Raw genomic sequence first — 22,435 nt, forward strand, 5'->3', positions numbered from 1 at the left:
CGCCGCCCCGGGGCGGACGTCCGGGTGAGGGGACATGCCAAGCTGAGGGGGTGAGAGACCTTGCCGAGACCGTCGACCGAGCCTTCGCCGCAGCCCTGTACGCCCAGGACGACACCGGGCTGGACACCGGCGCCTCGGTGCTCGTCGCCGAGCCGGGGCGCTGGGCCGGGGTCGGGCGGGAGCTGCTGGTGCGCGGGGAGGCGTACGTACGGCAGGCCTGGGAGCGGGGTTGGCGGCCGGCCGACGTGCTCCGGCTGGTGCGGCGGGACCTGGAGGAGCGGCACCTGCGGATCACCGGGGACCTGATCGCCGCCGAGGCGCGCCGCTACGCCCGGCTCCCCGAGCGGTGGACCGACGCCGAGGTGTGGTGGACGGGCGACGACACCTATGCCGAGGGGCTCGCGCAGCGCGAACGGGCGGACCGGTTCACGCTGGCCACCGCCGTCCTGGAGGTGTTCCGGCTGCTGATCCGGCTGCCGTCGATCGAACCGGTGGGTCCGCTTCCCGGCGACCCGGCCGACGCCCTCGCCGAGCACGCCCACATCGAGCCCCGCATGCTCGGCCGCATCCGGGCCCTGCTTGCCAAGGCCGAGGCCACCACCTTCCCGGAGGAGGCGGAGGCGCTCAGCGCCAAGGCCCAGGAGCTGATGGCCCGGCACACCGTGGACGAGGCCGTGCTCGCGGCGAGCGGCAAGGGGCCGGCCCAGGTCCCGGCGGCGTGCCGGATCGGCGTCGAGCCGCCGTACGAGGAGGCCAAGGCGGTGCTGCTCGACGCGGTGGCCACCGCCAACCGCTGCCGGGCGGTGTGGAACAGCGGCTTCGAGTTCTCCACGGCGGTCGGCTTCGAGAGCGACCTGGAGGCGGTGGAGCTGCTCTACACCTCCCTCCTCGTCCAGGGCACGGCGGCGATGACCCGGGCCGAGGCCGCCCAGCGCTCCGGCGGGCGCAAGCGGACGAAGACCTTCCGGCAGTCCTTCCTGCTCGCCTACGCCAGCCGGCTCGGCCAGCGGCTCGCCGAGACCGCCGAGCACACGGCGACGGAGACCCCGGACAACCTGCCGGCCCTGATCGCCCGCGACGTGGCGGTCACCTCCCGGGCGGACGAGATGTTCCCCCGCACCACGACCACCCGCCTGCGCGGAGCCACGGACCACGCGGGCTGGGAGCACGGCACGGCGGCGGCCGACGCCGCCCATGTCGGAGGCCGAGGCAAGCCGCTCCCGCGCTAGCGCGGGGTGCGCACCGAGGCGGGCGCGAAGGCGGTGCGGGAGCGCCGGGTTCCGTGCTGGGACGGGGTCCGGTCGGTGCCGGCGGATGGGGACGCCCCGGCGTCGGGCGGGCTGCGCGGGGCCGCCCAGCAGTTCCTGGGCTCGTTGGACGAGGTGTCGGAGGCGCTTCGCCCTTGAGGGTGAACTGCAACCGGACCACGGGCGACCGGCGTCTGAGCCTGTGTGTGATCAAGGGACCACCCCGCGTGCACGTGCATCTGCCCATGCATGCGCCCATGAACAGAGCTATGATCCGGTGCAGTTGACATCTGCACTATCGGGGGCTTCCTGTGGACCACGCGTACAACGGGATGGCAGCTGCAGAACTCGACGGAGTGACCTGGCAGAAGAGCAGGCACAGCAACTCACAGGGATCCTGTGTGGAGTTCGCGAAACTGCCCGGCGGCGACGTCGCCATGCGCAACTCACGCTTTCCGGACGGACCGGCACTCGTGTACACGCCGGCCGAGATAGAGGCCCTGCTCCTGGGCGTCAAGGACGGCGAGTTCGATCACCTGATCAGCTGACGGAACAGCGCACCCATCAAGCCATGCACGTGCAGCGGCCGGGAATGATCGCAATGATCAATCCCGGCCGATTGTCGTACGGGTGGCGGCCGCTCAGTCCTGGAGCAGGAACAGCGCCCAGACCACCTTGCCGGTCAGCCGGCCCGCGAGCGGGTGCCAGCCCCAGCTGTCGCTGTACGAGTCCACCAGGAACAGCCCGCGCCCGGACTCCAGGTCGAAGTTCTCCTCCGTGCGCTCCGGCGAGAAGGCGCCGCCGGGCCGGTCCTCGCTGGGATCCCGCACCGCGCACACCAGCCGGGTGCTCCACCGCATCAGGTGCAGCCGAACCGGAGGCTCCGCCTCGGCGGCCGGCCGCCGCGAGTCCTCCGGCAGGGCATGGCGAAGCGCGTTGGTGACGAGTTCGGAGACGACCAGCGACACGTCGTCGAAGCGGTCGTCGAGACCCCACTGCGACAGCGTGGAACGGGTGAACGTACGGGCGCCCCGCACCGCCTCGAAGCGGGCGGGCAGAGCGCAGGAAGCAGACCCGGAGACAGCCGTGGGGTCGACCGGGGGCAGCCCCTGCCGTAACGGCTCGAGCATGGTCGATCCATTCGTCCCCATGCGAGGCACTCCCGGGATTCGCGGGCGGAGCGGTCATCTCCGTCCAGAAAGAACTGCGGGGTGGGTCCGTGCGCCGGCGCGAACAGCACGCAGGTGCGCGGGGACCATCGTTCCGAATGGCGGAGCCGGATGCAAGGGCAGATGCACGTGCACGCGCCGGACCTGTCCACTCCCGTGACGGTTCTTGCTCATTTCTTCCTACGCATACTTACGGACTTCTTTTCCGGGACGCCGAATTCCGTTACAGAACGAGTACGGGCCGATGCGTTTTGGTGGCAGACTGCGGCCCCTGGGGTACGGGGGCCCCGCACCGCACGCGCACACACCACGCGCACGCCATTGCGATGGGGAGGGCAGTACTAGTGACCGCAGAAGCAAGCGGTTCTGTGGTGCGCCGCATCCTCCTGGGCTCCCAGCTCAGGCGACTCCGAGAATCCCGCGGCATCACCCGTGAGGCGGCCGGCTACTCGATCCGCGCATCCGAATCGAAGATCAGCCGCTTGGAGTTGGGAAGGGTGAGCTTCAAGGCCAGAGACGTCGAGGACCTCCTGACGCTCTACGGAGTCACGGACACCGCGGAGCGCGAGTCCCTGCTGAGCCTGGTCCGCGAGGCCAACGCGACCGGCTGGTGGCACAGCTACGGCGACGTGCTGCCCGGATGGTTCCAGACCTACATCGGCCTGGAGGGCGCCGCCTCGCTCATCCGCATCTACGAAGTCCAGTTCGTGCACGGCCTGTTGCAGACCGAGGCCTACGCGCACGCCGTCGTCAGCCGCGGCATGCCCGGCGCCACCTCCGCCGAGATCGACCGCCGCGTCGCGCTGCGCCTGGAGCGCCAGAAGGTCCTCGTCTCCGAGAACGCGCCGGTCTTCCACGCCGTCCTCGACGAGGCCGCGCTGCGCCGCCCGTACGGCGACCGCGACGTCATGCGCGGGCAGCTGGAGCACCTCATCGAGGTCTCGCAGCGGCCCAACGTCCAGCTCCAGGTGATGCCGTTCTCCTTCGGCGGTCACGCGGGCGAGAGCGGAGCCTTCACCCTGCTGCGCTTCCCCGAGTCCGACCTCCAGGACATCGTCTATCTGGAACAGCTCACCAGTGCTCTCTACCTGGACAAGGACGAGGAAGTGGGGCAGTACGAGAGGGCGATGCGGCGACTTCAGGACGACTGCCCCGACCCCGACCGGACCAGGGATCTTCTCCGTGGCCTGCTCCAACTGTCTTGATTCGCACGTAGTATGACGTCTGATCAGTGCATGACGACCGATCGGTCTCCGGTGCAGCGCACGGGTGCGCGCTCGCAGTAAGGGATGGCATGTCGATATTCAGCGACCTCGCTCACCAGTACATCGACGGCGAATGGCTGGCCGGCACCGGTTCGTGGGACATCATCGACGTCAACCCGTACAACGGCGAGAAGCTGGCGGCGATCACCGTCGCCACCGTCGAGCAGGTGGACCAGGCCTACCGCGGCGCCGAGCGCGCGCAGAAGGAATGGGCCGCCACCAGCCCGTACGTCAGACGCGCGGTCCTGGAGCGCGCCCTGCGGATCACCGAGGAGCGCGAGAAGGAGATCATCGAGGCGATGATCGACGAGCTCGGCGGGACCCGTCCCAAAGCCGAGTACGAGGTCTTCCTCGCGAAGGAGTTCATCCGCGAGGCGCTCCAGCTGGCCGTCCGCCCCGAGGGCCGGATCCTGGCCTCGCCGGTCGAGGGCAAGGAGAACCGGGTCCAGCGCCTCCCGGTCGGCGTCGTCACCGTGATCAGCCCCTTCAACTTCCCCTTCCTCGTCACCCTGAAGTCGGTCGCCCCGGCGCTCGCACTGGGCAACGCGGTGGTGATCAAACCGAACCAGAACGCCCCGGTGGTCGGCGGCGGGGTCATCGCCAAGATCTTCGAGGACGCGGGCCTGCCCGCCGGACTCCTCAACGTCCTGGTCACCGACATAGCCGAGATAGGCGACGCGCTCCTGACGCACCCCGTCCCCAAGGTGATCTCCTTCGCGGGATCGGACCGGGTCGGCCGGCACGTCGGCGCCGTCGCCGCCCGCCACTTCAAGCGCACCGTCCTGGAGCTCAGCGGCAACAGCGCCCTGGTCGTCCTCGACGACGCGGACCTCGACTACGCGGTGGACGCGGCCGTCTTCAGCCGCTTCGTCTACCAGGGCCAGGTCTGTATGGCCGCCAACCGGATCCTCGTGGACGCCGCTGTCGCGGAGGAGTTCACCGAGAAGTTCACCGCCCGCGTGCGGGGCCTGAAGACGGGCGACCCGCACGAGGCCGACACGCAGATCGGCCCGCTGATCAACTCCTTCCAGGCCGACGCCCTGACCGCGCTCGTGGACCGGGCCGTGGAGTCCGGCGCGACGGCGCTCGTACGGGGATCTACGCGCGGCAACCTGGTCGAGCCCACCGTGCTGGCCGGGCTCCCCGAGGACTCCCCGCTGCTCGGCCAGGAGATCTTCGGCCCGGTGGCGCTGCTGGTGGTCTTCGACGGCGAGGACGAGGCCGTACGGCTGACCAACGCGACCCCGTACGGGCTCAGCGGCGCCGTGCACACCCGGGACGTGGAACGCGGCGTCCGCTTCGCGCAGCGCATCGAGACGGGGATGATCCACGTCAACGACTCCACGATCGGGGACGAGCCGCTGGCCGCCTTCGGCGGCGAGAAGGCCTCGGGCCTGGGCCGCCTCAACGGCGAGGCCACCGTCGAGGCCTTCACCACCCAGAAATGGATCTCGGTACAGCACGGCCGGAGCCGCTTCCCGTTCTAGACTCATCCGGGCGTACGGCATGCGTCCGGGGGAGATCGAGTTGAGCAACATACCGGAGACGGGACGGACCCCTCGGGTCCAGAACCGGCTCGTCGTCATCCAGATCGTGGTCTTCTCGCTGCTGCTCACCCTGGGCGGGCGGCTCTGGTACCTGCAGATACGCAATGGCCAGGGCTACACGGACGAGGCGAAGAACAACCACGTCCAGCAGGTGGTCCAGCCCGCCGTGCGCGGGTCGATCCTGGACTCGCGCGGGGTTCCGCTCGCCGACAACGCGACGCACCTCGTGGTCTCGGCCAACCGCACCGAGCTGCTCACCATGAAGGACAAGGGCAAGGCCGTCCTCACCCGCCTCGCCGGGGTCCTGGGCATGGACCCCCAAGAGGTGATCGACAAGGTCCGGCTCTGCGATGCCAAGACCCCCAAGCCCTGCTGGAACGGCTCGCCGTACCAGCCCATCCCGGTCAGCGACGAGGCCACCACCGAGCAGGCGCTCCAGATCCACGAGCACGCCGAGGACTTCCCCGGCATCACCGCCGAGCCCACCGCCATGCGCCGCTATGCCGCGCCGGACGAGGCCAACACCTCCCAGGTGCTCGGCTACCTCTCGCCGGTCACCGACGAGGAGATCGCCAAGGCGAAGAACTCCGACTCGCCCTACCTGCGCTCCGACCAGGTCGGCCGCTCCGGCCTGGAGCGCACGTACGACAAGGAGCTGCGCGGCAAGGCCGGCATCACCCGCTACGAGGTCGACAACCTCGGCCGCGTCACGGGCCAGGGCCGGACCGACAAGGCGCAGCCCGGCTCGAACATCGTGACCTCGATCGATTCGCGCGTGCAGGCCGTCGCCGAGCGCGAGCTGAACAACGCGATGATCGAGGCCCGCAAGACGTACGACAAGAACACCCGCAGGAACTACGAGGCGGACTCGGGCGCCGTGGTGGTCATGGAGGCCAAGACCGGCCGCGTCGTGGCGATGGCCTCGAACCCGACCTACGACCCCAACGCCTGGGTGGGCGGCATCTCGGCCAAGGACTACGCCGGGCTCACCGACAAGGAGTCGAACTACCCGCTGCTCAACCGGGCGATCCAGGCCCAGGCGGCGCCGGGCTCGATCTTCAAGGTGGTCTCCTCGACGGCGGCGGTGAACGCCGGGTACCCGTTCAACAGCCGCTACCCCTGCCCGAGCTCGTACTCGGTCGGCAGCCAGACCTTCACCAACTTCGAGTCCCAGGGCCACGGCGACATCACGATCGGCCGCGCCCTGGAGGTCTCCTGCGACACCGTCTACTACGCCCTCGCGGACCAGGAGTGGAAGAAGGACGGCGGGATCAACCCGAAGAAGAACCCGAACGACTGGTTCTTCAAGACCGCCCACGAGTTCGGCCTCGGCAAGCCCACCGGCATCGACCTGCCCAACGAGGTCGGCGGCCGGGTCCCCGACCGCAAGTGGAAGCAGGACTTCTTCGAGGCGAACAAGGCCGCCTGGTGCCGGGACGGCAAGAAGAACGGCTCCTTCGCCGAGAAGATCGCCTACGAGAACTGCCGCCAGGGCAACCAGATGCGCGAGGGCGACGCCATCAACTACTCGATCGGCCAGGGCGACACGCTCGTCACGCCGATCCAGATGGCCTCCGTCTACGCGGCCATCGCCAACGGAGGCACGCTGCACCACCCCGGCATCGGCAAGGCGGTCGTGAGCGCCGACGGCAGCTCGGTGCAGGAGATCGCGCCGAAGGTGCAGGGCAAGCTGCCGATGGACGGGAAGACCCGCGACGACATAGACGAGGCCCTCGCCGGCGTGGCCACCAACGGCAGCGCCGCCTGGCGCTTCGGCGGCTGGCCGCAGAAGCAGATCCCGATGCACGCCAAGACGGGCACGGCCGAGGTCCAGGGCAAGCAGACCACCTCGTGGTTCGCCTCGTACACCGAGGACTACGCGATCGTCATGACGATCTCGCAGGGCGGCACCGGCTCCGGGGCGTCCGGGCCGGCGGTCCGCAAGATCTACGAGGCGATGTACGGGCTCGACCCGACGGGCAAGCAGGACCTCTCCAAGGCCCTGCTGCCGCAGCCGGCCGGCGCGCTGCCCGTGCTCCGTCCGGACCCGGAAATCCCCGTCAACTGAGCGGGGATCGAGGACAGAAGCTGACCGCATTGCTCCGTAACGTGGTTCTTGTCAGCAGGAGAGACACGAACATCCACGCAGAAGGCGGTCCGTCATGGCTCAGATTTCCACCGAGGTTCCCGGCGACGAGCGCGGCACGCTCCTCGCCTTCGTCGAGTCCCAGCGCGCCGCGATCCGCGAAACGCTGCTCGGGATGAGCGAGGAGCAGGCCGCGAACCGCGCCACCGTCAGCGCGCTCACCCTCTCCGGGGTGGCCAAGCACGCCGCCGAGGTCGAGCTGGGCTGGCTGCGGATGGCCCAGCAGCGGCCGAACGAGCTCCAGCGCTCCCCGGAGACCTGGGGCGACTCCTTCGTCCTGGTCGACGGCGAGTCGATCCCCTCGGTCCTGGCCTTCTGGGACGGGGTCACGCAGGAGCTGGAGGCCTTCGTCACGGCCCTCCCGAGCCTCGACGACACCTTCCCGCTGCCGCCGAGGCCCTGGTTCCCGAAGGGCCACAAGGTCTCGATGCGCTGGATGCTGCTGCACCTGGTGGAGGAGTTCGCCCGGCACGCGGGCCACTCGGACATCGTCCGCGAATCCCTCGACGGAACCAAGGCCATGGGTTAGGGGACGGGTTAGCTAGCCTGGCCCCATGTCAGCGATCCGGCTTCTCGTACTCGGTGCCGTCCGCCAGCACGGGCGGGCGCACGGGTACCAGGTGCGCAACGACCTGGAGTACTGGGGCGCGCACGAGTGGTCCAACACCAAGCCCGGGTCGATCTACCACGCGCTCAAGCAGATGGCGAAGCAGGGGGTCCTGCTCGCGCACGAGGTGGCGCCCAGCGCGGCGGGCGGGCCGCCGCGCACCGAGTACGAGGTCACGGACGCCGGCCGCGCGGAGTACTTCAAACTGCTCCGCGAGGCCCTGGCGGCGTACGACCAGAAGTCGGACGTGCTGTCGGCGGCGATCGGCTTCATGGTCGACCTGCCGCGGGACGAGGTGCTGGCGCTGCTGCGCGAGCGGCTGGCGAAGCTGGCGGGGTGGCGGTCGTCGGTGACCGAGTACTACACGCCGGAGGGCGGCCCCGAGCAGCTGGGGCACATCGGCGAGATCATGCACCGGTGGGTCCACTCCGCGGATGCCGAGGCGGAGTGGACGCGCGGGCTGATCGCCCGGATCGAGGGGGGCGCGTACTCCTTCGAGGGTGAGGGCGATCCGTTCGTGGGGGTGCTGGCGGAGGGCCAGGAGAACCCGTTCGCGCAGTGAAGTCCCTCTGATCACCGACCGGGGATCACGATCACGGATCACCGCGCACCCGCGCACCCGCTTACTGATCAAGTTTGACTAGTCCGTAGCCGGGCAGTACCTTGGCGCGTCCCAGTACTCAAGTTTGACTACCTAGGAGTCGTGTTGGCGATCTTCGTCGAAGGTGTCCACAAGCGGTACGGGGCCAAGGCGGCCCTCGCCGGGCTCGACCTGGAGGTCGCCCCCGGCACGGTCCACGCGGTCCTCGGCCCCAACGGCGCCGGCAAGACCACCGCCGTCCGGATCATGAGCACCCTGCTGCGCCACGACGAGGGGGTGGTCCGGGTGGCGGGCCACGACGTACGGAAGGACGCGGCCGCCGTCCGCTCCCGGATCGGGCTGCTCGGCCAGCACGCGGCCCTCGACGAGGAGCTGGACGGACGGCAGAACCTGGAGATGTTCGGCCGCCTGCACCACCTCGGGGCCCGGCGGGCCCGGACGCGGGCGGACGAGCTGCTGGAGCGCTTCGGCCTGGCGGACACCGGCCGCAAGCCGGTCACGCGGTACAGCGGCGGCATGCGGCGCCGGCTCGACCTCGCGGCCTCCCTGATCACGGACCCGGAGGTGCTGTTCCTGGACGAGCCGACCACCGGGCTCGACCCGCGCGGCCGCGCCGAGGTGTGGAGCGCGGTCCGCTCCCTGGTCGGCGGGGGCACGACCGTCCTGCTGACCACCCAGTACCTGGAGGAGGCCGACCAGCTGGCGGACCGCATCGCCCTGGTCGACGGGGGCCGGGTGGCGGCCGAGGGCACGGCCGACGAGCTGAAGTCCCTGGTCGGGGCGGACCGGATCGTCGTGGTCCTGCCCGACGCCGAGCGGCTGGCGGCGGCCGCCCCGCTGCTGCCGGACCCGACGGTCGACGCGGACGCCCTGACCCTGAGCTTCCCGGTGGAGGACCGGATGGCGAGCCTCGCCCGGACCCTGCGGGCACTGGAGGAGGCGGGCATCGAGGTGGCGGACCTCTCGATCCGGCGGCCCACGCTGGACGAGGTGTTCCTGAGGCTCACGGACCGTACGGAGGTGGCCGCATGAGCAGCATGGCGTGGATCGCATCGGACTCGTGGACGATGACGCGGCGGGAGCTCGCGCACTGGGCGCGGCAGCCCGTGCAGGTGGTCGTCGGGCTGGTCTTCCCGGTGATGATGCTGCTGATGTTCGGCTTCCTGGTGGGCGGCGGGCGCGGGATCGACGGCGAGTACGTCGAGTTCCTGGTGCCGGGGATGCTCGCGCTCACCATGGCCTTCGGGCTGGAGGGCACCATGACGGCGGTCACCCAGGACCTGGGCAAGGGGGTGATCGACCGCTTCCGCGCGATGCCGATGTCCTCGTCGGCGGTCCTCGTGGGCCGCAGCGCGGCGGACATGCTCCAGTCGGCGCTCGGGCTGGTGGTCCTGGCCGGCGTCGGGCTGCTGCTCGGCTGGCGGTGGCACGGCAGCGCGGCCGCGGCGCTGCTGGCCTTCGCGCTGCTCCTGCTGCTGCGCTTCGCGATGCTGTGGATCGGCATCTTCCTCGGCATGGTCGCGGGCCGGCCGGAGATGGTGCAGGCGGTGCAGATCCTGGTGTGGCCGGTGGGCTTCCTCTCCAACGCCTTCGCCTCGCCGGAATCGATGCCCGGCTGGCTGGGGGCGGTGGTCGAATGGAACCCGATGTCGGCGACGGCGACGGCCGTCCGCGAGCTGTTCGGCAACCCGGCGGCGGCCTCCCCGTCGTGGGCCTCGGACCACGCCGCCCTCCTCGCCGTCGGCTGGCCGGTCCTGCTGGTGGCGGTCTTCTTCCCGCTGGCGGTGGGCCGCTTCCGGGGCCTCGGCCGGTAACTGCCACGCTGGAGGACCGGACGTGCGCAGAGGGCGTGCGCAGAGGACTTGCACAGAGGACTTGCACCTCACGTGGCGTGAGGACCCACAGTGAAGGGCGTACCCAACCAGAGGAGCGGAAGGCAATGGGCTACTCCGTGGGCCAGGTCGCCGGATTCGCCGGAGTCACGGTGCGCACCCTGCACCACTACGACGAGATCGGCCTGCTCTCCCCGAGCGGCCGCAGCCACGCAGGACACCGGCGGTACGACGACGCCGACCTGGACCGGCTGCAGCGGATCCTGTTCTACCGGGAGCTCGGCTTCCCGCTCGACGAGGTCGCGGTCCTGCTGGACGACCCGGAGACGGATCCGCGGGAGCATCTGCGCCGGCAGCATGCCCTGCTGACCGACCGGATCGCCCGGCTCCAGCAGATGGCCACGGCCGTTGAGCACGCCATGGAGGCGAAGAAGATGGGCATCAACCTCACGCCGGAGGAGCGGTTCGAGGTCTTCGGGGACAAGGACCCCGAGCAGTACGCGGAGGAGGCGGAGCGGCGCTGGGGCGACACCGAGGCCTACGCGGAGTCGCAGCGGCGGGCCGCCTCGTACACCAAGGACGACTGGAAGAGGATGCAGGACGAGAGCGCCGACTGGGGCGCTCGCTACGCGGCCCTGATGGAGGCCGGCGAGCCCGCCGAGGGCGAGCGCGCGATGGACCTCGCCGAGGAGCACCGGCAGCAGATCACCACCTGGTACTACGACTGCGGGTACGAGATGCACACGTGCCTCGGTGAGATGTACGTGGCGGACGAGCGGTTCAAGGCGTTCTACGACGCGATGAGGCCCGGTCTCGCCGAGCACCTGCGGGACGCGATCCTGGCGAACGCGGTGCGCAAGGCGTAGTCGGCGTGCGCACGGCGTAGGCGAATCGTCACGCATACGACCCCCTCCGGCCTCTGGAACCGGGTGGGGGTCGTGTGCGTTGATAATTGAGACCGCCCGCCCCGCACACGCCCCCTCATCCAGGAGAGTCCGGAAACCGTGTACACGCTTGCGCTCGGCCCACAGTGGCTGTCCCCGGACTATCTGATTTCGCACTTCGGACTGATCGGCATCCTGGTCATCGTCTTCGCGGAGTCGGGACTCTTCGCGTTCCTGCCGGGTGACTCGCTGCTGTTCACGGCGGGCCTGCTCGTCGCCAACGGCGAGTACATCAAGCAGCCGCTGTGGCTGGTCTGCACGCTGATCGTGGCCGCCGCGATCATCGGCGACCAGGTCGGCTACATGATCGGCAAGTTCTTCGGGCCCAAGCTCTTCAACCGGCCCAAGTCCAAGATCTTCAAGCGGGAGAACCTGGACAAGGCGCACGAGTTCATGGACAAGCACGGGCCGAAGGCCATCGTGCTCGCCCGCTTCGTCCCGATCATCCGCACCTTCGCGCCGATGGTCGCGGGCGCCGGCTCGATGAAGTACCGCACCTTCCTGACGTACAACGTCATCGGCGGCATCGGCTGGGGCGCGGGCATCACGGTCGCGGGCTACTGGCTCGGCCAGATCGACTTCATCAAGACCAACATCGAGGCGATCCTCGTCCTGATCGTCCTCATCTCGCTCATCCCGGTGATCTTCGAGGTGATGAAGGCCCGCAAGGAGAAGAAGGCCCTGGCGACCGAGGGCCCGTACGAGGCGGACGGCGCACAGGCCCAGGGCCAGCGGGGCCGACACGCGAAGCGCTAGCCGACCGTCCAGCCTCGCCGGCGTTTGAGGCGCGGGGCCCGGGGCGGAGCCCCGTTCTTTGAGCCGCGGGCGCGGACGGCGCCGCAGAATCCAGCCCCGCCGGCGTTTGAGGCGCGGGGTCCGGGGCGGAGCCCCGATCTTTGAGCCGCGGGCGCGGACGGCGCCGCAGAATCCAGCCCCGCCGGCGTTTGAGGCGCGGGGTCCGGGGCGGAGCCCCGTTCTGTGAGCCGCGCGCAGCACACCGCACCAGCCACCACGTACGCCCCCGCAGGCCGGCCAAGGCCTGCGGGGGCGTACGTACACCCCCCTAGAAGCCCCGTGTCCGCTTCGCGGCGCGCCGCTTGGCCGCACTCGCCGCCCCCGGAATCCGCATGAAGAGCCGCGACGTCTCCGACCCCAGGTTGACCCCGATCGCGATGGCCAGCGCGATGGCCGCGGCGTTCACCAGGGAGCCCAGGCCCTCGTTCAGCCGGTTCTCGGCGATCAGCAGCAGCCCGTAGTACGTCGCCGAACCCGGCAGCAGCGGCCCGATGGCCGCGGTCGTGTACGGCAGGGCGGAGGCGAAGCGGTAGCGGGAGAAGAGCTGCCCGAACAGGCCCACCAGCCCGGCCGCGATGGCGGTGGACGGCACGGGCGGGATACCGCCCGCGTAGTGCAGGGCCCCGAAGGTCACCCAGGCGACCCCGCCGTTCAGCGTCACGATCCACACGGTGGAACGTTCCTGCTGGAGCAGGATCGCGAAGGTGAACACCAGCACCATCGAGGCCGCGATCTGGATCAGCGGGCGCTGCTGGATCTGCAGGACCTCCTCCGGCCGCGGGGAGGCGTCGAACTGCAGGCCGACGTAGAGGACGACCAGTACGCCCATGATGATGCCGATGAAGAGGTACATGACCTCCAGCAGCCGGGCGGAGGCGGTGATGTAGAAGCCGGTCAGGCCGTCCTGCACGGCCGCGACCAGGGCCCGCCCGGGCAGCAGCGCGAAGAGCCCGCCGGTGATCACGGCGGAGGCCTTGACGTCGATCCCCGTCATGTTCAGTGCCACCCCGATCGCGGCGGGCGGCATCGCGGCGACCACGAACTGGTAGAACTCGGGCAGTCCGCGCCCCGCGCACAGCCATGCCAGCCGGTCGCCGAGCACCGCCCCGACGGCCGCCGCGATGAAGACGAGCACCCCGCCGCCGACCAGGGTCGAGGCGGCCCCGGCGAGCAGTCCGGCGGCGGTCGTGAGCACCCAGCCGGGGTACGGGTGGCGGTTGCGGCGGATCTCCGCCAGGCGGCGGTAGGCCTCCTCCAGCGAGATGTCGAACTCGTGCGCGCTGATGTCGTCCACCAGCTGGTAGACGGCCGCCAGGCGGGTGTAGTCGGTGCCGCGGCGGCGGACCGTGCGGTTGGCCGAGACGGGGTCGTCGACGAGGGAGGGCTGGTGCGTGATGGACAGCATCGTGAAGGTGACGGTGGGCTCGCACCGGTCCAGCCCGTAGGAGCGGGCCACGGCGAACATCGCGGCCTCCACGTCCTCGGCGCCCTCGCCGCCCGCGAGCAGCAGCTCGCCGATGCGCAGCGTCAGGTCGAGTACGCGGCCCACGGCGGGCCCCGCCTCGGTCGGCCTCTGCACGAGCTCCGGTCCGGGACGGACGTCGACCGGCATGCGCAGCATCGTGCGCATCCGGTCCTGCCAGGGGGACTCCTTCATGCGGGCGACGGGGAAACCCTGGCCGGGGGTGTAGGCGGACGGGGAGTGCTGGGCGCTGTAGGTCGCCGGGGCGGCGAAAGCGGAACCCTCGGGCTCGGCGGCGGGCGGCTCGGCACCCGCCGGACGCGCGAACTCGGAGGTCGGCTGGTCCTCCTCCGGAACCTCCGGCTCCATCCCCGGCGGCACGGAGAAGGCGCTGTGCGCCTCGTCGGACTTCGGCTTCCGGTCCTCGAACCCGGATCCTTCGGCCTCCGCCACACGTCCTCCAGTCCTGGCAGCCCGGTATCAGTATGCGGAACGGGTCGGGTGGGGGCGCGGGGGGTTGGCCGGGCGGGGTCCCGGCCCCCTTCGCGCCACCGGGGTGGGGCGGAACGCGAAGGCGGGCGGTGTCCCCGAGGGGATACCGCCCGCCTTGTCACGCGGGGTGCGGGGGAGTGCCCCGGCCCGTTACACCTGAGCGGGAGCTCAGTGGTGGCCGCCCTGGGCCTCGAGGCGCTTGAACGAGGCCTCGATCTCGGCCTCGGCCTCGGTGCGGCCGACCCAGTTCGCGCCCTCGACGGACTTGCCCGGCTCCAGGTCCTTGTAGACCTCGAAGAAGTGCTGGATCTCCAGGCGGTCGAACTCGGAGACGTGGTGGATGTCGCGCAGGTGCTCGACACGCGGGTCGGAGGCCGGCACGCACAGCAGCTTGGCGTCGCCGCCCGCCTCGTCCGTCATGTTGAACATGCCGATGGCGCGGCACTTGATCAGGCAGCCCGGGAAGGTCGGCTCGTCAAGGATGACCAGCGCGTCCAGCGGGTCGCCGTCCTCGCCGAGGGTGTTCTCGACGAAGCCGTAGTCGGCCGGGTAGCTGGTCGAGGTGAAGAGACGACGGTCCAGACGGATCCGGCCGGTCTCGTGGTCCACCTCGTACTTGTTCCGCGAACCCTTGGGGATCTCGATGGTGACGTCGAACTCCACGTCCTGCTCCTCCATATGCTTCGAGACTGCATTGAATTCAACTGCGTGCGCGTCCGGCCCAGCCTCCCCCAGCTACCGCTGGGCGGGTACCCCCAGCCGGGTGGGGTGCCATGCTCGCGGCAAGACGCAGTGATTAAGTGTCCCTCACGCATATGTGTGATCGCGAAAGGGGCTGGTCCGAGGTGCCATTGGTCAAGACGTGGCAGCTCATCGCGGGGTCGGCCGTCTCCGGCCTGGCCCTGTCGGTGGCAGTGGTGGCCGCCGCCGGTCCATGGGACTCCGGCCAGCGTAAGGCCGAGCGGGACAGGGCCGCCTCCTGGGGCCGTACGGGTGGCGCAGATCACGGTGGAGAGCCGCTGCCGCAGGCCGCGCCCAGCGCCCCCGGGGTGCTCGGGGCCGTCGGGCCGGGGGTCCCGCGCGGGCAGGCCGCGGTCGCCTCCGAAGGGCTCGCCGCCGCGTTGAAGCCGCTGCTCGCCGATCCCGCGCTCGGCACCGTGCGTACCGCCTCCGTCGTCGACACCGCCACCGGGCAGGTGCTGTACGAGGCCGGGGCCCGGGACGCCATGACGCCCGCCTCGACCATCAAGATCGTTACCGCTGCGGCGGCGCTGGCCGCGCTCGGGCCCGAGCATCGGATCAAGACCACCGTCGTTCCCGGGGGCGGCCCCGGGCAGATCGTTCTGGTGGGGGGCGGCGATCCGTCGCTGACCGCCAAGAAGAAGAGCCCGGCCGGGGCGGGCGGCAGCCTCGTCGCGCTCGCCGCCGACACCGCGCAGGCGCTGAAGGCCGCCGGGACCGTGAGCGTGACCCTGGCGTACGACGACAGCCTCTACACCGGGCCCGCCCGCCATCCCATCGGCGTCAACCCCAACATCGCCCTCGTGACCGCCCTGGCGGCCGACGAGGGCCGCCCCGACGACTCCACCTCCGGGCCGGTCGAGCGGGCCGAGGACCCCTCCAAGGCCGCCGCACGGGCCTTCGCCGACCTGCTGGCGGAGCGCGGGGTCAAGGTCACCGGCGAACCCGTACGGGCGAAGGCCGCGGACGGTGCCCAGCCGCTGGCCGTCACCCACTCCACCCCGCTGGCCGGGCTCGTCGAGCGGATGCTCACCAACAGCGACAACGACATCGCCGAGGCCCTCGCCCGGCAGACCGCCCTCGCCTCCGGGCAGCCCGCCAGCTTCGAGGGCGCCGAGAAGGCCGTGAGCGCCAAGCTCGCCGGCCTGGGGGTGGACGTCGCCGGGTCGCGGTTGGCCGACGGCAGCGGGCTCAACCGGGCCGACAAGGTCAGCGCCGGGCTGCTGACCGGGGTCCTCGCCAAGGCCGCCGACCCCCAGCACCCCGAGCTCCGGCCGGTCCTGACCGGACTGCCCGTCGCCGGATTCACCGGGACCCTGCGCAGCCGCAACGCCGGCACCTCCCCGGCCGCCGGCCTGCTCCGGGCCAAGACCGGCACCCTGACCGGCGTCAACTCGCTCTCGGGGACGGTCGTGGATCCGTCGGGGAGGCTGCTCGCCTTCGCCTTCCTGACCGCGAACAGCGCCGACGGGCCGACCGCCGAGAAGGGGCTCGACAAGCTGGCCGCCGCCGTCGCGGGCACTCCGTAGGGGGTCCGCGAAAGCCCTGGTCCACGTACGGTTGACGCATGACGAGCATCAGTGGTGCGGAGATGGTCGACTGGAACCTCGCGGTGGCGACCGCGACCCGGCTGGTGCGGCCCGGCCCGGAGGTCAGCCGGGACGAGGCCCGGGCCGTCGTCGCGGAGCTGCGCGGGCACGCCAGGACCTCGGAACGGCACGTGCGCGAGTTCACCCGGATGATCCAGGACGGGACGCCCGTCAACGACACGCCCGTCCTGGTCGTCGACCGGGCCGGCTGGGTCAAGGCCAATGTGGCCGGCTTCCGCGAGCTGCTCCAGCCGCTCCTCGGCAAACTGCAGGACCGCCGCGCGGGCACCCCCGGGGCAGCCGTCTTCGGCGCGGTGGGCGGCAAGGTCACCGGCGTCGAGCTGGGCATGCTGCTGAGCTTCCTGGCCTCCCGGGTCCTCGGCCAGTACGAGACCTTCGCGCCGGTCTCCCGCGAGCTGCCGGGCTCCGGCACCGGCGGCGGCCGGCTGCTGCTCGTCGCGCCCAACATCGTGCACGTCGAGCGCGAGCTGGAGGTGAACCCGCACGACTTCCGGCTGTGGGTCTGCCTGCACGAGGAGACGCACCGTACCCAGTTCACGGCCGTCCCGTGGCTCCGCGACCACCTCGAGGGCGAAATCCAGACGTTCCTCGGAGCCACCGAAGTGGACCCGGTGACCGTCCTGGAGCGCCTGCGCGAGGCCGCCCAGTCCTTCGCGGGCGCCCGTCCCGACGCCGAGCGCGGCGACGAGGGCCGCTCCCTCGTCGAGATCGTGCAGACGCCCGAGCAGCGCGAGGTGCTGGGCCGGCTGACCGCCGTCATGTCCCTGCTGGAGGGACACGCCGACTACGTCATGGACGGCGTAGGGCCGCAGGTGGTGCCCTCCGTCGCCGAGATCCGCGAGAAGTTCCAGCAGCGCCGGGCCAGCGGGGCGGGCCGCCTCGACGCCGCGCTGCGCAAGCTGCTCGGCCTCGACGCCAAGCTGCGCCAGTACCGCGACGGCGAGCGCTTCGTGCGCGCCGTCGTCGGCCAGGTCGGCATGGACGGCTTCAACCGGGTCTGGACCTCCCCGAACACACTGCCGACAAAGGCAGAGATCGCCAGGCCCGCGGACTGGGTGGCCCGCGTACACCGCAAGGGGAGCGAAGAGAGCGAATGAGGGTGACGCAGGGGGCGTAAACATGTCTCACTGGGGGAAGCAGCATCACCCGTCCGAGGGACCGTGGGCCGTGGAAGGGCGTGCGATGCTCGGGGAACGGCTCGGTTCTGTCACCATCGTCGCACTCTGAGTGACATCCCTGAGTGACAGCCCCCGCCCCGCGGGGGTACCCGGGCACCACCCCCAGCGCACCACACCCCCAGAAGCCTCCGAGGCATCCGAACACCATCGAAGGGCACCGGACATGGGTCCCCATCCTGCGGTCGCGGCGATACGCCTGGCGGTCCGCCGCGTACTCCACGACGTCCTCACCGACCTCACCGACCTCCCCCGGACCCCGTCCGGGCGGACCCCCATCGGCGACCCCCGCGCCGCTCTCGGCACCCCGCCGCTCGTCCTCGTCGCCTGCTCCGGCGGCGCCGACTCCATGGCCCTCGCCTCGGCCCTCGCCTTCGAAGCGCCCAAGCTCGGCATCCGGGCCGGCGGCATCACCGTCGACCACGGCCTCCAGCCCGGCTCCGACCTCCGCGCCGCCGAGGTCGTCTCCCGCATGACCGCCCTCCGCCTCGACCCGGTGGAGTCCGTCGCCGTGCGCGTCGGCCGTGACGGCGGACCCGAGGCCGCCGCCCGCGACGCCCGCTACGGGGCCCTGGACGAGGCCGCCGACCGGCTGGGCGCTGCCGCCGTGCTGCTCGGCCACACCCGGGACGATCAAGCCGAAACCGTCCTGCTGGGCCTCGCCCGCGGTTCCGGCATCCGCTCCCTGTCCGGCATGGCCGAAGTCTCCGGCGGGCCCGGCCGCAGCCACCGCTACCGCCGCCCCTTCCTCCAGGTCGACCGGCAGACCGCCCGCAAGGCCTGCATGGTCCAGTCCCTCCCCGTCTGGGACGACCCGCACAACATCGACCCCGCCTACACCCGCTCCCGCCTGCGCCACGAGGGACTGCCCGCCCTGGAGAAGGCGCTGGGCAAGGGGGTCGTCGAGGCACTCGCCCGAACCGCCCAGCTCTCCCGCGACGACGCCGACGCCCTGGACGCCTGGGCCGCCGAGGCGGAGACCGGCGTACGCGACGAAGACGGCCGCCTGGAGTGCGCCAAGCTGTACGCCCTGCCCCCGGCCGTCCGCCGCCGGGTGCTGCGCAGGGCCGTGGTCGCCGCCGGTTCTCCCGCAGGCTCCCTCTTCGCCCGCCACATCGAGGAAGTCGACCGCCTCATCACCGGATGGCGCGGTCAGGGCGCCATCAACCTGCCCGGCCGGGTCGAGGCCCAGCGGCAGGGTGGCAGACTTGTCATCCGGCAGGGCTGATTGGTGCTGAAACACGGCTGAGTCCTCCGGGGGCACCCCCCGGAGCCCCGGCCGACAACGAAAGTGATGCGGGTGGACGAGAAGGACATGGGCGGCGACCTCCAGTCGGTGCTCATCACCAAGGAAGAGATCGACGCGAAGCTGGCCGAGCTGGCCGCGAAGATCGACGCGGAGTACGCGGGCAAGGACCTGCTCATCGTCGGCGTCCTCAAGGGCGCGGTGATGGTGATGGCGGACCTGGCGCGCGCCTTGTCCACCCCGCTCACCATGGACTGGATGGCGGTGTCCTCGTACGGCGCCGGGACCCAGTCCTCCGGCGTGGTGCGGATCCTCAAGGACCTGGACACCGACATCAAGGACAAGCACGTCCTGATCGTCGAGGACATCATCGACTCCGGTCTGACGCTGTCCTGGCTGCTGTCGAACCTGGGCTCGCGCCAGCCGGCCTCCCTGGAGGTCGTCACGCTGCTGCGCAAGCCCGATGCGGCGAAGGTCGCGATCGACGTGAAGTGGGTCGGCTTCGACATCCCGAACGAGTTCGTCGTGGGCTACGGCCTCGACTACGCGGAGAAGTACCGCAACCTGCCGTTCGTCGGCACGCTCGCCCCGCACGTCTACGGCGGCTGATCCCGCTCCCGGTCCCCGGGAACCCCGATGAAGGCTTGGGGAACCTGGGGACGATTCCCGCCGTTGGAGCAGGGGAAGGCGGGTCTGTCAGCCGTCCCACGAGGCCGCGGGTGACAATACAGGGGTACATTCCGAAGAACAGTCTTTACTCACAGCAGCATTTACCTACGGGCAGGAGGGACGGGGTGCCTGGCGCCCCGTATGGATGGACGTGAAGCGATACTTCCGTGGGCCGGTCATGTGGATCGTGCTGGCCGTCCTCGCCGTGGTCGTGTTGATGAATGTCGTCGGCTCCGGCGGCGGCTACAAGTCGGTGGACACCAGCGAGGTCATCAAGGCGATCAACAGTGGCCAGGTGGAGACAGCGAAGCTGACCACCGGCGACAGCCAGATGATCAAGATCGAGCTGAGCCAAGGCCAGAAGCTCGGCAAGCACGACGGCACCAAGTTCCAGGCCAACTACATCGGGGATCAGGGCGTCCAGCTCGCCCAGAACCTCCAGACCAAGTACGAAGCCGGTCAGATCCCTGACGGATACTCCGTCACTCCGGACAAGACCAGCCCGTTCCTGAGCGTGCTGCTCTCGCTCCTGCCCTTCGTCCTCATCGTCGTTGTCTTCCTGTTCCTGATGAACCAGATGCAGGGCGGCGGCTCCCGAGTCATGAACTTCGGGAAGTCCAAGGCCAAGCTCATCACCAAGGACACCCCGAAGACCACGTTCGCCGATGTCGCGGGCGCGGACGAGGCCGTCGAGGAACTCCACGAGATCAAGGAGTTCCTCCAGGAGCCGGCGAAGTTCCAGGCCGTCGGCGCCAAGATCCCCAAGGGCGTGCTGCTCTACGGCCCGCCCGGCACCGGTAAGACCCTGCTCGCGCGTGCCGTCGCGGGCGAGGCCGGTGTCCCCTTCTACTCGATCTCCGGTTCCGACTTCGTCGAGATGTTCGTCGGTGTCGGTGCCTCGCGTGTCCGCGACCTGTTCGAACAGGCCAAGGCCAACGCACCGGCGATCGTCTTCGTCGACGAGATCGACGCCGTCGGCCGGCACCGCGGTGCGGGTCTCGGCGGCGGTCACGACGAGCGCGAGCAGACCCTCAACCAGCTGCTGGTCGAGATGGACGGCTTCGACGTGAAGGGCGGGGTCATCCTGATCGCCGCCACGAACCGTCCGGACATCCTCGACCCGGCGCTCCTGCGCCCCGGCCGCTTCGACCGGCAGATCGCGGTCGACCGCCCGGACATGCAGGGCCGTCTGGAGATCCTCAAGGTTCACCAGAAGGGCAAGCCGGTCGCCCCGGACGTCGACCTGGGTGCGGTCGCCCGTCGTACGCCCGGCTTCACCGGTGCCGATCTCTCCAACGTCCTGAACGAGGCCGCGCTGCTCACGGCCCGCTCGGACAAGAAGCTGGTCGACAACCACGCGCTGGACGAGGCGATCGACCGCGTCGTGGCGGGTCCGCAGAAGCGGACCCGGATCATGTCGGACCGGGAAAAGAAGATCACCGCGTACCACGAGGGCGGTCACGCCCTGGTCGCGGCGGCCTCCCCGAACTCCGACCCGGTCCACAAGATCACGATCCTGTCCCGCGGCCGGGCCCTGGGCTACACGATGGTCCTGCCCGACGAGGACAAGTACTCCACCACGCGCAACGAGATGCTCGACCAGCTCGCGTACATGCTGGGCGGGCGCGCGGCCGAGGAGCTGGTCTTCCACGACCCGACCACCGGCGCGGCGAACGACATCGAGAAGGCCACGGCAACGGCCCGCGCGATGGTCACGCAGTACGGCATGACCGAGCGGCTGGGCGCGATCAAGTTCGGCGGCGACAACACCGAGCCGTTCCTGGGGCGCGAGATGGCGCACCCGCGGGACTACTCGGAAGAGGTCGCGGCGCTGGTCGACGAAGAGGTCAAGAAGCTCATCGAGACCGCGCACAACGAGGCCTGGGAGATCCTCGTCGAGAACCGTGACGTCCTCGACAACCTGGTCCTCGCGCTGCTGGAGAAGGAAACGCTGAACAAGGAGCAGATCGCCGAGATCTTCTCCACGATCGTGAAGCGTCCGGCCCGCCCCGCGTGGACCGGCTCCTCCCGCCGCACCCCCTCCACCCGTCCGCCGGTGCTCTCTCCCAAGGAGCTCCAGCTGACGAACTCCGCGAACGGCACGTCGGCGGCCACCGCCGTCACGCCGGTCTCCACGGAGAAGGGCATCGAGGTGGCCCCGGAGGACCGCCCCGAAGTCTGATCCACCCGGAATGGAAGCCGCGCCCCCCAGGTTCTAGCCTGGGGGGCGCGGCACTTTTCACAGGAACGAGGAAGCGATGACGGACCCAGTGACCCTGACCGGCGACGAGGGCACGATCGGTGTGTTCGACGAGAAGCGCGCCGAGGCGGCGGTCCGTGAGCTCCTGATCGCGGTCGGCGAGGACCCGGACCGCGAGGGCCTCCTGGAGACCCCGGCGCGCGTGGCGCGGGCGTACAAGGAGATATTCGCCGGCCTCTACCAGAAGCCCGAAGAGGTCCTGACGACGACGTTCGACCTGGGCCACGACGAGATGGTCCTGGTGAAGGACATCGAGGTCATGAGTTCCTGTGAGCACCACCTCGTCCCCTTCCACGGTGTGGCGCACGTCGGCTACATCCCGTCCACCGACGGCAAGATCACCGGCCTGTCGAAGCTGGCCCGCCTGGTGGACGTCTACGCCCGCCGCCCCCAGGTCCAGGAGCGGCTGACCACGCAGATCGCGGACTCCCTGATGGAGATCCTGGACCCGCGAGGCTGCATCGTGGTCATCGAGTGCGAGCACATGTGCATGACCATGCGCGGCGTCCGCAAGCCCGGCGCGAAGACCATCACCTCGGCGGTCCGCGGCCAGCTCCGCGACCCCGCGACCCGCAACGAGGCCATGAGCCTCATCATGGCGCGCTGACCCGGCAGGGCCGTCCCGGC

General features: G+C 70.5%; 18 protein-coding genes and 2 pseudogenes. 17 read left to right on the plus strand and 3 right to left on the minus strand.

Annotation, left to right across the window (positions count from 1 at the left end):
- The first annotated feature begins 50 nt into the window (after nucleotides 1–50).
- Together ACFWBN_RS04315 and ACFWBN_RS04320 are read left to right on the plus strand one after the other, a co-directional pair.
- On the plus strand, nucleotides 51–1,229 hold the full coding sequence (locus tag ACFWBN_RS04315) for a DUF2786 domain-containing protein (protein ID WP_385170288.1): 1,179 nt from the start codon (nucleotides 51–53) through the stop codon (nucleotides 1,227–1,229).
- A gap of 329 nt (nucleotides 1,230–1,558) precedes the next feature.
- Nucleotides 1,559–1,795, plus strand: coding sequence for a DUF397 domain-containing protein (locus ACFWBN_RS04320; protein ID WP_112450436.1), 237 nt, complete (start codon nucleotides 1,559–1,561; stop codon nucleotides 1,793–1,795).
- A 93-nt stretch (nucleotides 1,796–1,888) separates the two neighbouring features.
- On the opposite strand, the gene ACFWBN_RS04325 is transcribed toward ACFWBN_RS04320, so the two are convergent.
- Nucleotides 1,889–2,398, minus strand: a complete 510-nt coding sequence (locus tag ACFWBN_RS04325; RefSeq protein ID WP_385170293.1) for an ATP-binding protein — start codon at nucleotides 2,396–2,398, stop codon at nucleotides 1,889–1,891.
- A 344-nt stretch (nucleotides 2,399–2,742) separates the two neighbouring features.
- Between ACFWBN_RS04325 and ACFWBN_RS04330 the strand changes: the two genes are divergently transcribed.
- The 9 genes and pseudogenes from ACFWBN_RS04330 to ACFWBN_RS04370 form a co-directional block, all read left to right on the plus strand.
- Nucleotides 2,743–3,621, plus strand: coding sequence for a helix-turn-helix domain-containing protein (locus tag ACFWBN_RS04330; protein WP_385170296.1), 879 nt, complete (start codon nucleotides 2,743–2,745; stop codon nucleotides 3,619–3,621).
- Nucleotides 3,622–3,710: 89 nt separating this feature from the next.
- Complete coding sequence (locus tag ACFWBN_RS04335; RefSeq protein WP_385170299.1) at nucleotides 3,711–5,168, plus strand: aldehyde dehydrogenase family protein; 1,458 nt, start codon at nucleotides 3,711–3,713, stop codon at nucleotides 5,166–5,168.
- A 40-nt stretch (nucleotides 5,169–5,208) separates the two neighbouring features.
- Nucleotides 5,209–7,284 (plus strand): annotated as a pseudogene (mrdA, locus tag ACFWBN_RS04340) (penicillin-binding protein 2); the annotation flags it as partial.
- Nucleotides 7,285–7,390: 106 nt separating this feature from the next.
- Nucleotides 7,391–7,903, plus strand: coding sequence for a DinB family protein (locus ACFWBN_RS04345; RefSeq protein ID WP_385170302.1), 513 nt, complete (start codon nucleotides 7,391–7,393; stop codon nucleotides 7,901–7,903).
- Nucleotides 7,904–7,928: 25 nt separating this feature from the next.
- On the plus strand, nucleotides 7,929–8,543 hold the full coding sequence (locus ACFWBN_RS04350) for a PadR family transcriptional regulator (protein ID WP_385170305.1): 615 nt from the start codon (nucleotides 7,929–7,931) through the stop codon (nucleotides 8,541–8,543).
- 141 nt (nucleotides 8,544–8,684) lie between these two features.
- Nucleotides 8,685–9,614: an ATP-binding cassette domain-containing protein gene (locus tag ACFWBN_RS04355; protein WP_385170308.1), complete on the plus strand. Its 930-nt coding sequence runs from the start codon at nucleotides 8,685–8,687 to the stop codon at nucleotides 9,612–9,614.
- Nucleotides 9,611–10,396: an ABC transporter permease gene (locus ACFWBN_RS04360; protein WP_385170311.1), complete on the plus strand. Its 786-nt coding sequence runs from the start codon at nucleotides 9,611–9,613 to the stop codon at nucleotides 10,394–10,396. Before ACFWBN_RS04355 ends, ACFWBN_RS04360 begins: the two co-directional genes overlap by 4 nt.
- Before the next feature lie 125 nt (nucleotides 10,397–10,521).
- Nucleotides 10,522–11,280 (plus strand): MerR family transcriptional regulator, encoded by a 759-nt coding sequence (locus ACFWBN_RS04365; protein ID WP_385170314.1) that lies wholly within the window; start codon nucleotides 10,522–10,524, stop codon nucleotides 11,278–11,280.
- Nucleotides 11,281–11,418: 138 nt separating this feature from the next.
- Nucleotides 11,419–12,078: pseudogene (locus tag ACFWBN_RS04370) on the plus strand (VTT domain-containing protein); the annotation flags it as partial.
- Between the two features lie 343 nt (nucleotides 12,079–12,421).
- On the opposite strand, the gene ACFWBN_RS04375 reads toward ACFWBN_RS04370, so the two are convergent.
- Both ACFWBN_RS04375 and ACFWBN_RS04380 read right to left on the minus strand, forming a co-directional pair.
- Nucleotides 12,422–14,068: a threonine/serine exporter ThrE family protein gene (locus ACFWBN_RS04375; protein ID WP_385170317.1), complete on the minus strand. Its 1,647-nt coding sequence runs from the start codon at nucleotides 14,066–14,068 to the stop codon at nucleotides 12,422–12,424.
- A 207-nt stretch (nucleotides 14,069–14,275) separates the two neighbouring features.
- The gene (locus ACFWBN_RS04380) at nucleotides 14,276–14,770 is read right to left on the minus strand and encodes an inorganic diphosphatase (RefSeq protein WP_030756147.1); all 495 of its coding nucleotides are present in this window, start codon (nucleotides 14,768–14,770) and stop codon (nucleotides 14,276–14,278) included.
- 182 nt (nucleotides 14,771–14,952) lie between these two features.
- On the opposite strand from ACFWBN_RS04380, the gene dacB reads away from it, so the two are divergent.
- The 6 genes from dacB to folE all read left to right on the plus strand — a co-directional run bounded on the left by dacB (nucleotide 14,953) and on the right by folE (nucleotide 22,415).
- A complete protein-coding gene (dacB, locus tag ACFWBN_RS04385; protein WP_385170320.1) occupies nucleotides 14,953–16,377 on the plus strand; it encodes a D-alanyl-D-alanine carboxypeptidase/D-alanyl-D-alanine-endopeptidase in 1,425 nt (474 codons plus the stop codon).
- Between the two features lie 38 nt (nucleotides 16,378–16,415).
- The gene (locus ACFWBN_RS04390) at nucleotides 16,416–17,555 is read left to right on the plus strand and encodes a zinc-dependent metalloprotease (RefSeq protein WP_385170323.1); all 1,140 of its coding nucleotides are present in this window, start codon (nucleotides 16,416–16,418) and stop codon (nucleotides 17,553–17,555) included.
- 244 nt (nucleotides 17,556–17,799) lie between these two features.
- The gene (gene tilS, locus ACFWBN_RS04395) at nucleotides 17,800–18,861 is read left to right on the plus strand and encodes a tRNA lysidine(34) synthetase TilS (RefSeq protein ID WP_385170326.1); all 1,062 of its coding nucleotides are present in this window, start codon (nucleotides 17,800–17,802) and stop codon (nucleotides 18,859–18,861) included.
- 66 nt (nucleotides 18,862–18,927) lie between these two features.
- Nucleotides 18,928–19,488 (plus strand): hypoxanthine phosphoribosyltransferase, encoded by a 561-nt coding sequence (gene hpt, locus ACFWBN_RS04400; protein WP_362394741.1) that lies wholly within the window; start codon nucleotides 18,928–18,930, stop codon nucleotides 19,486–19,488.
- A 205-nt stretch (nucleotides 19,489–19,693) separates the two neighbouring features.
- Complete coding sequence (ftsH, locus tag ACFWBN_RS04405) at nucleotides 19,694–21,730, plus strand: ATP-dependent zinc metalloprotease FtsH (RefSeq protein ID WP_385170331.1); 2,037 nt, start codon at nucleotides 19,694–19,696, stop codon at nucleotides 21,728–21,730.
- A gap of 76 nt (nucleotides 21,731–21,806) precedes the next feature.
- Nucleotides 21,807–22,415, plus strand: coding sequence for a GTP cyclohydrolase I FolE (folE, locus tag ACFWBN_RS04410; RefSeq protein ID WP_385170334.1), 609 nt, complete (start codon nucleotides 21,807–21,809; stop codon nucleotides 22,413–22,415).
- Nucleotides 22,416–22,435: the final 20 nt, after the last annotated feature.

The sequence above is a fragment of the Streptomyces sp. NPDC059989 genome (assembly GCF_042736975.1).
GTDB lineage: Bacteria > Actinomycetota > Actinomycetes > Streptomycetales > Streptomycetaceae > Streptomyces.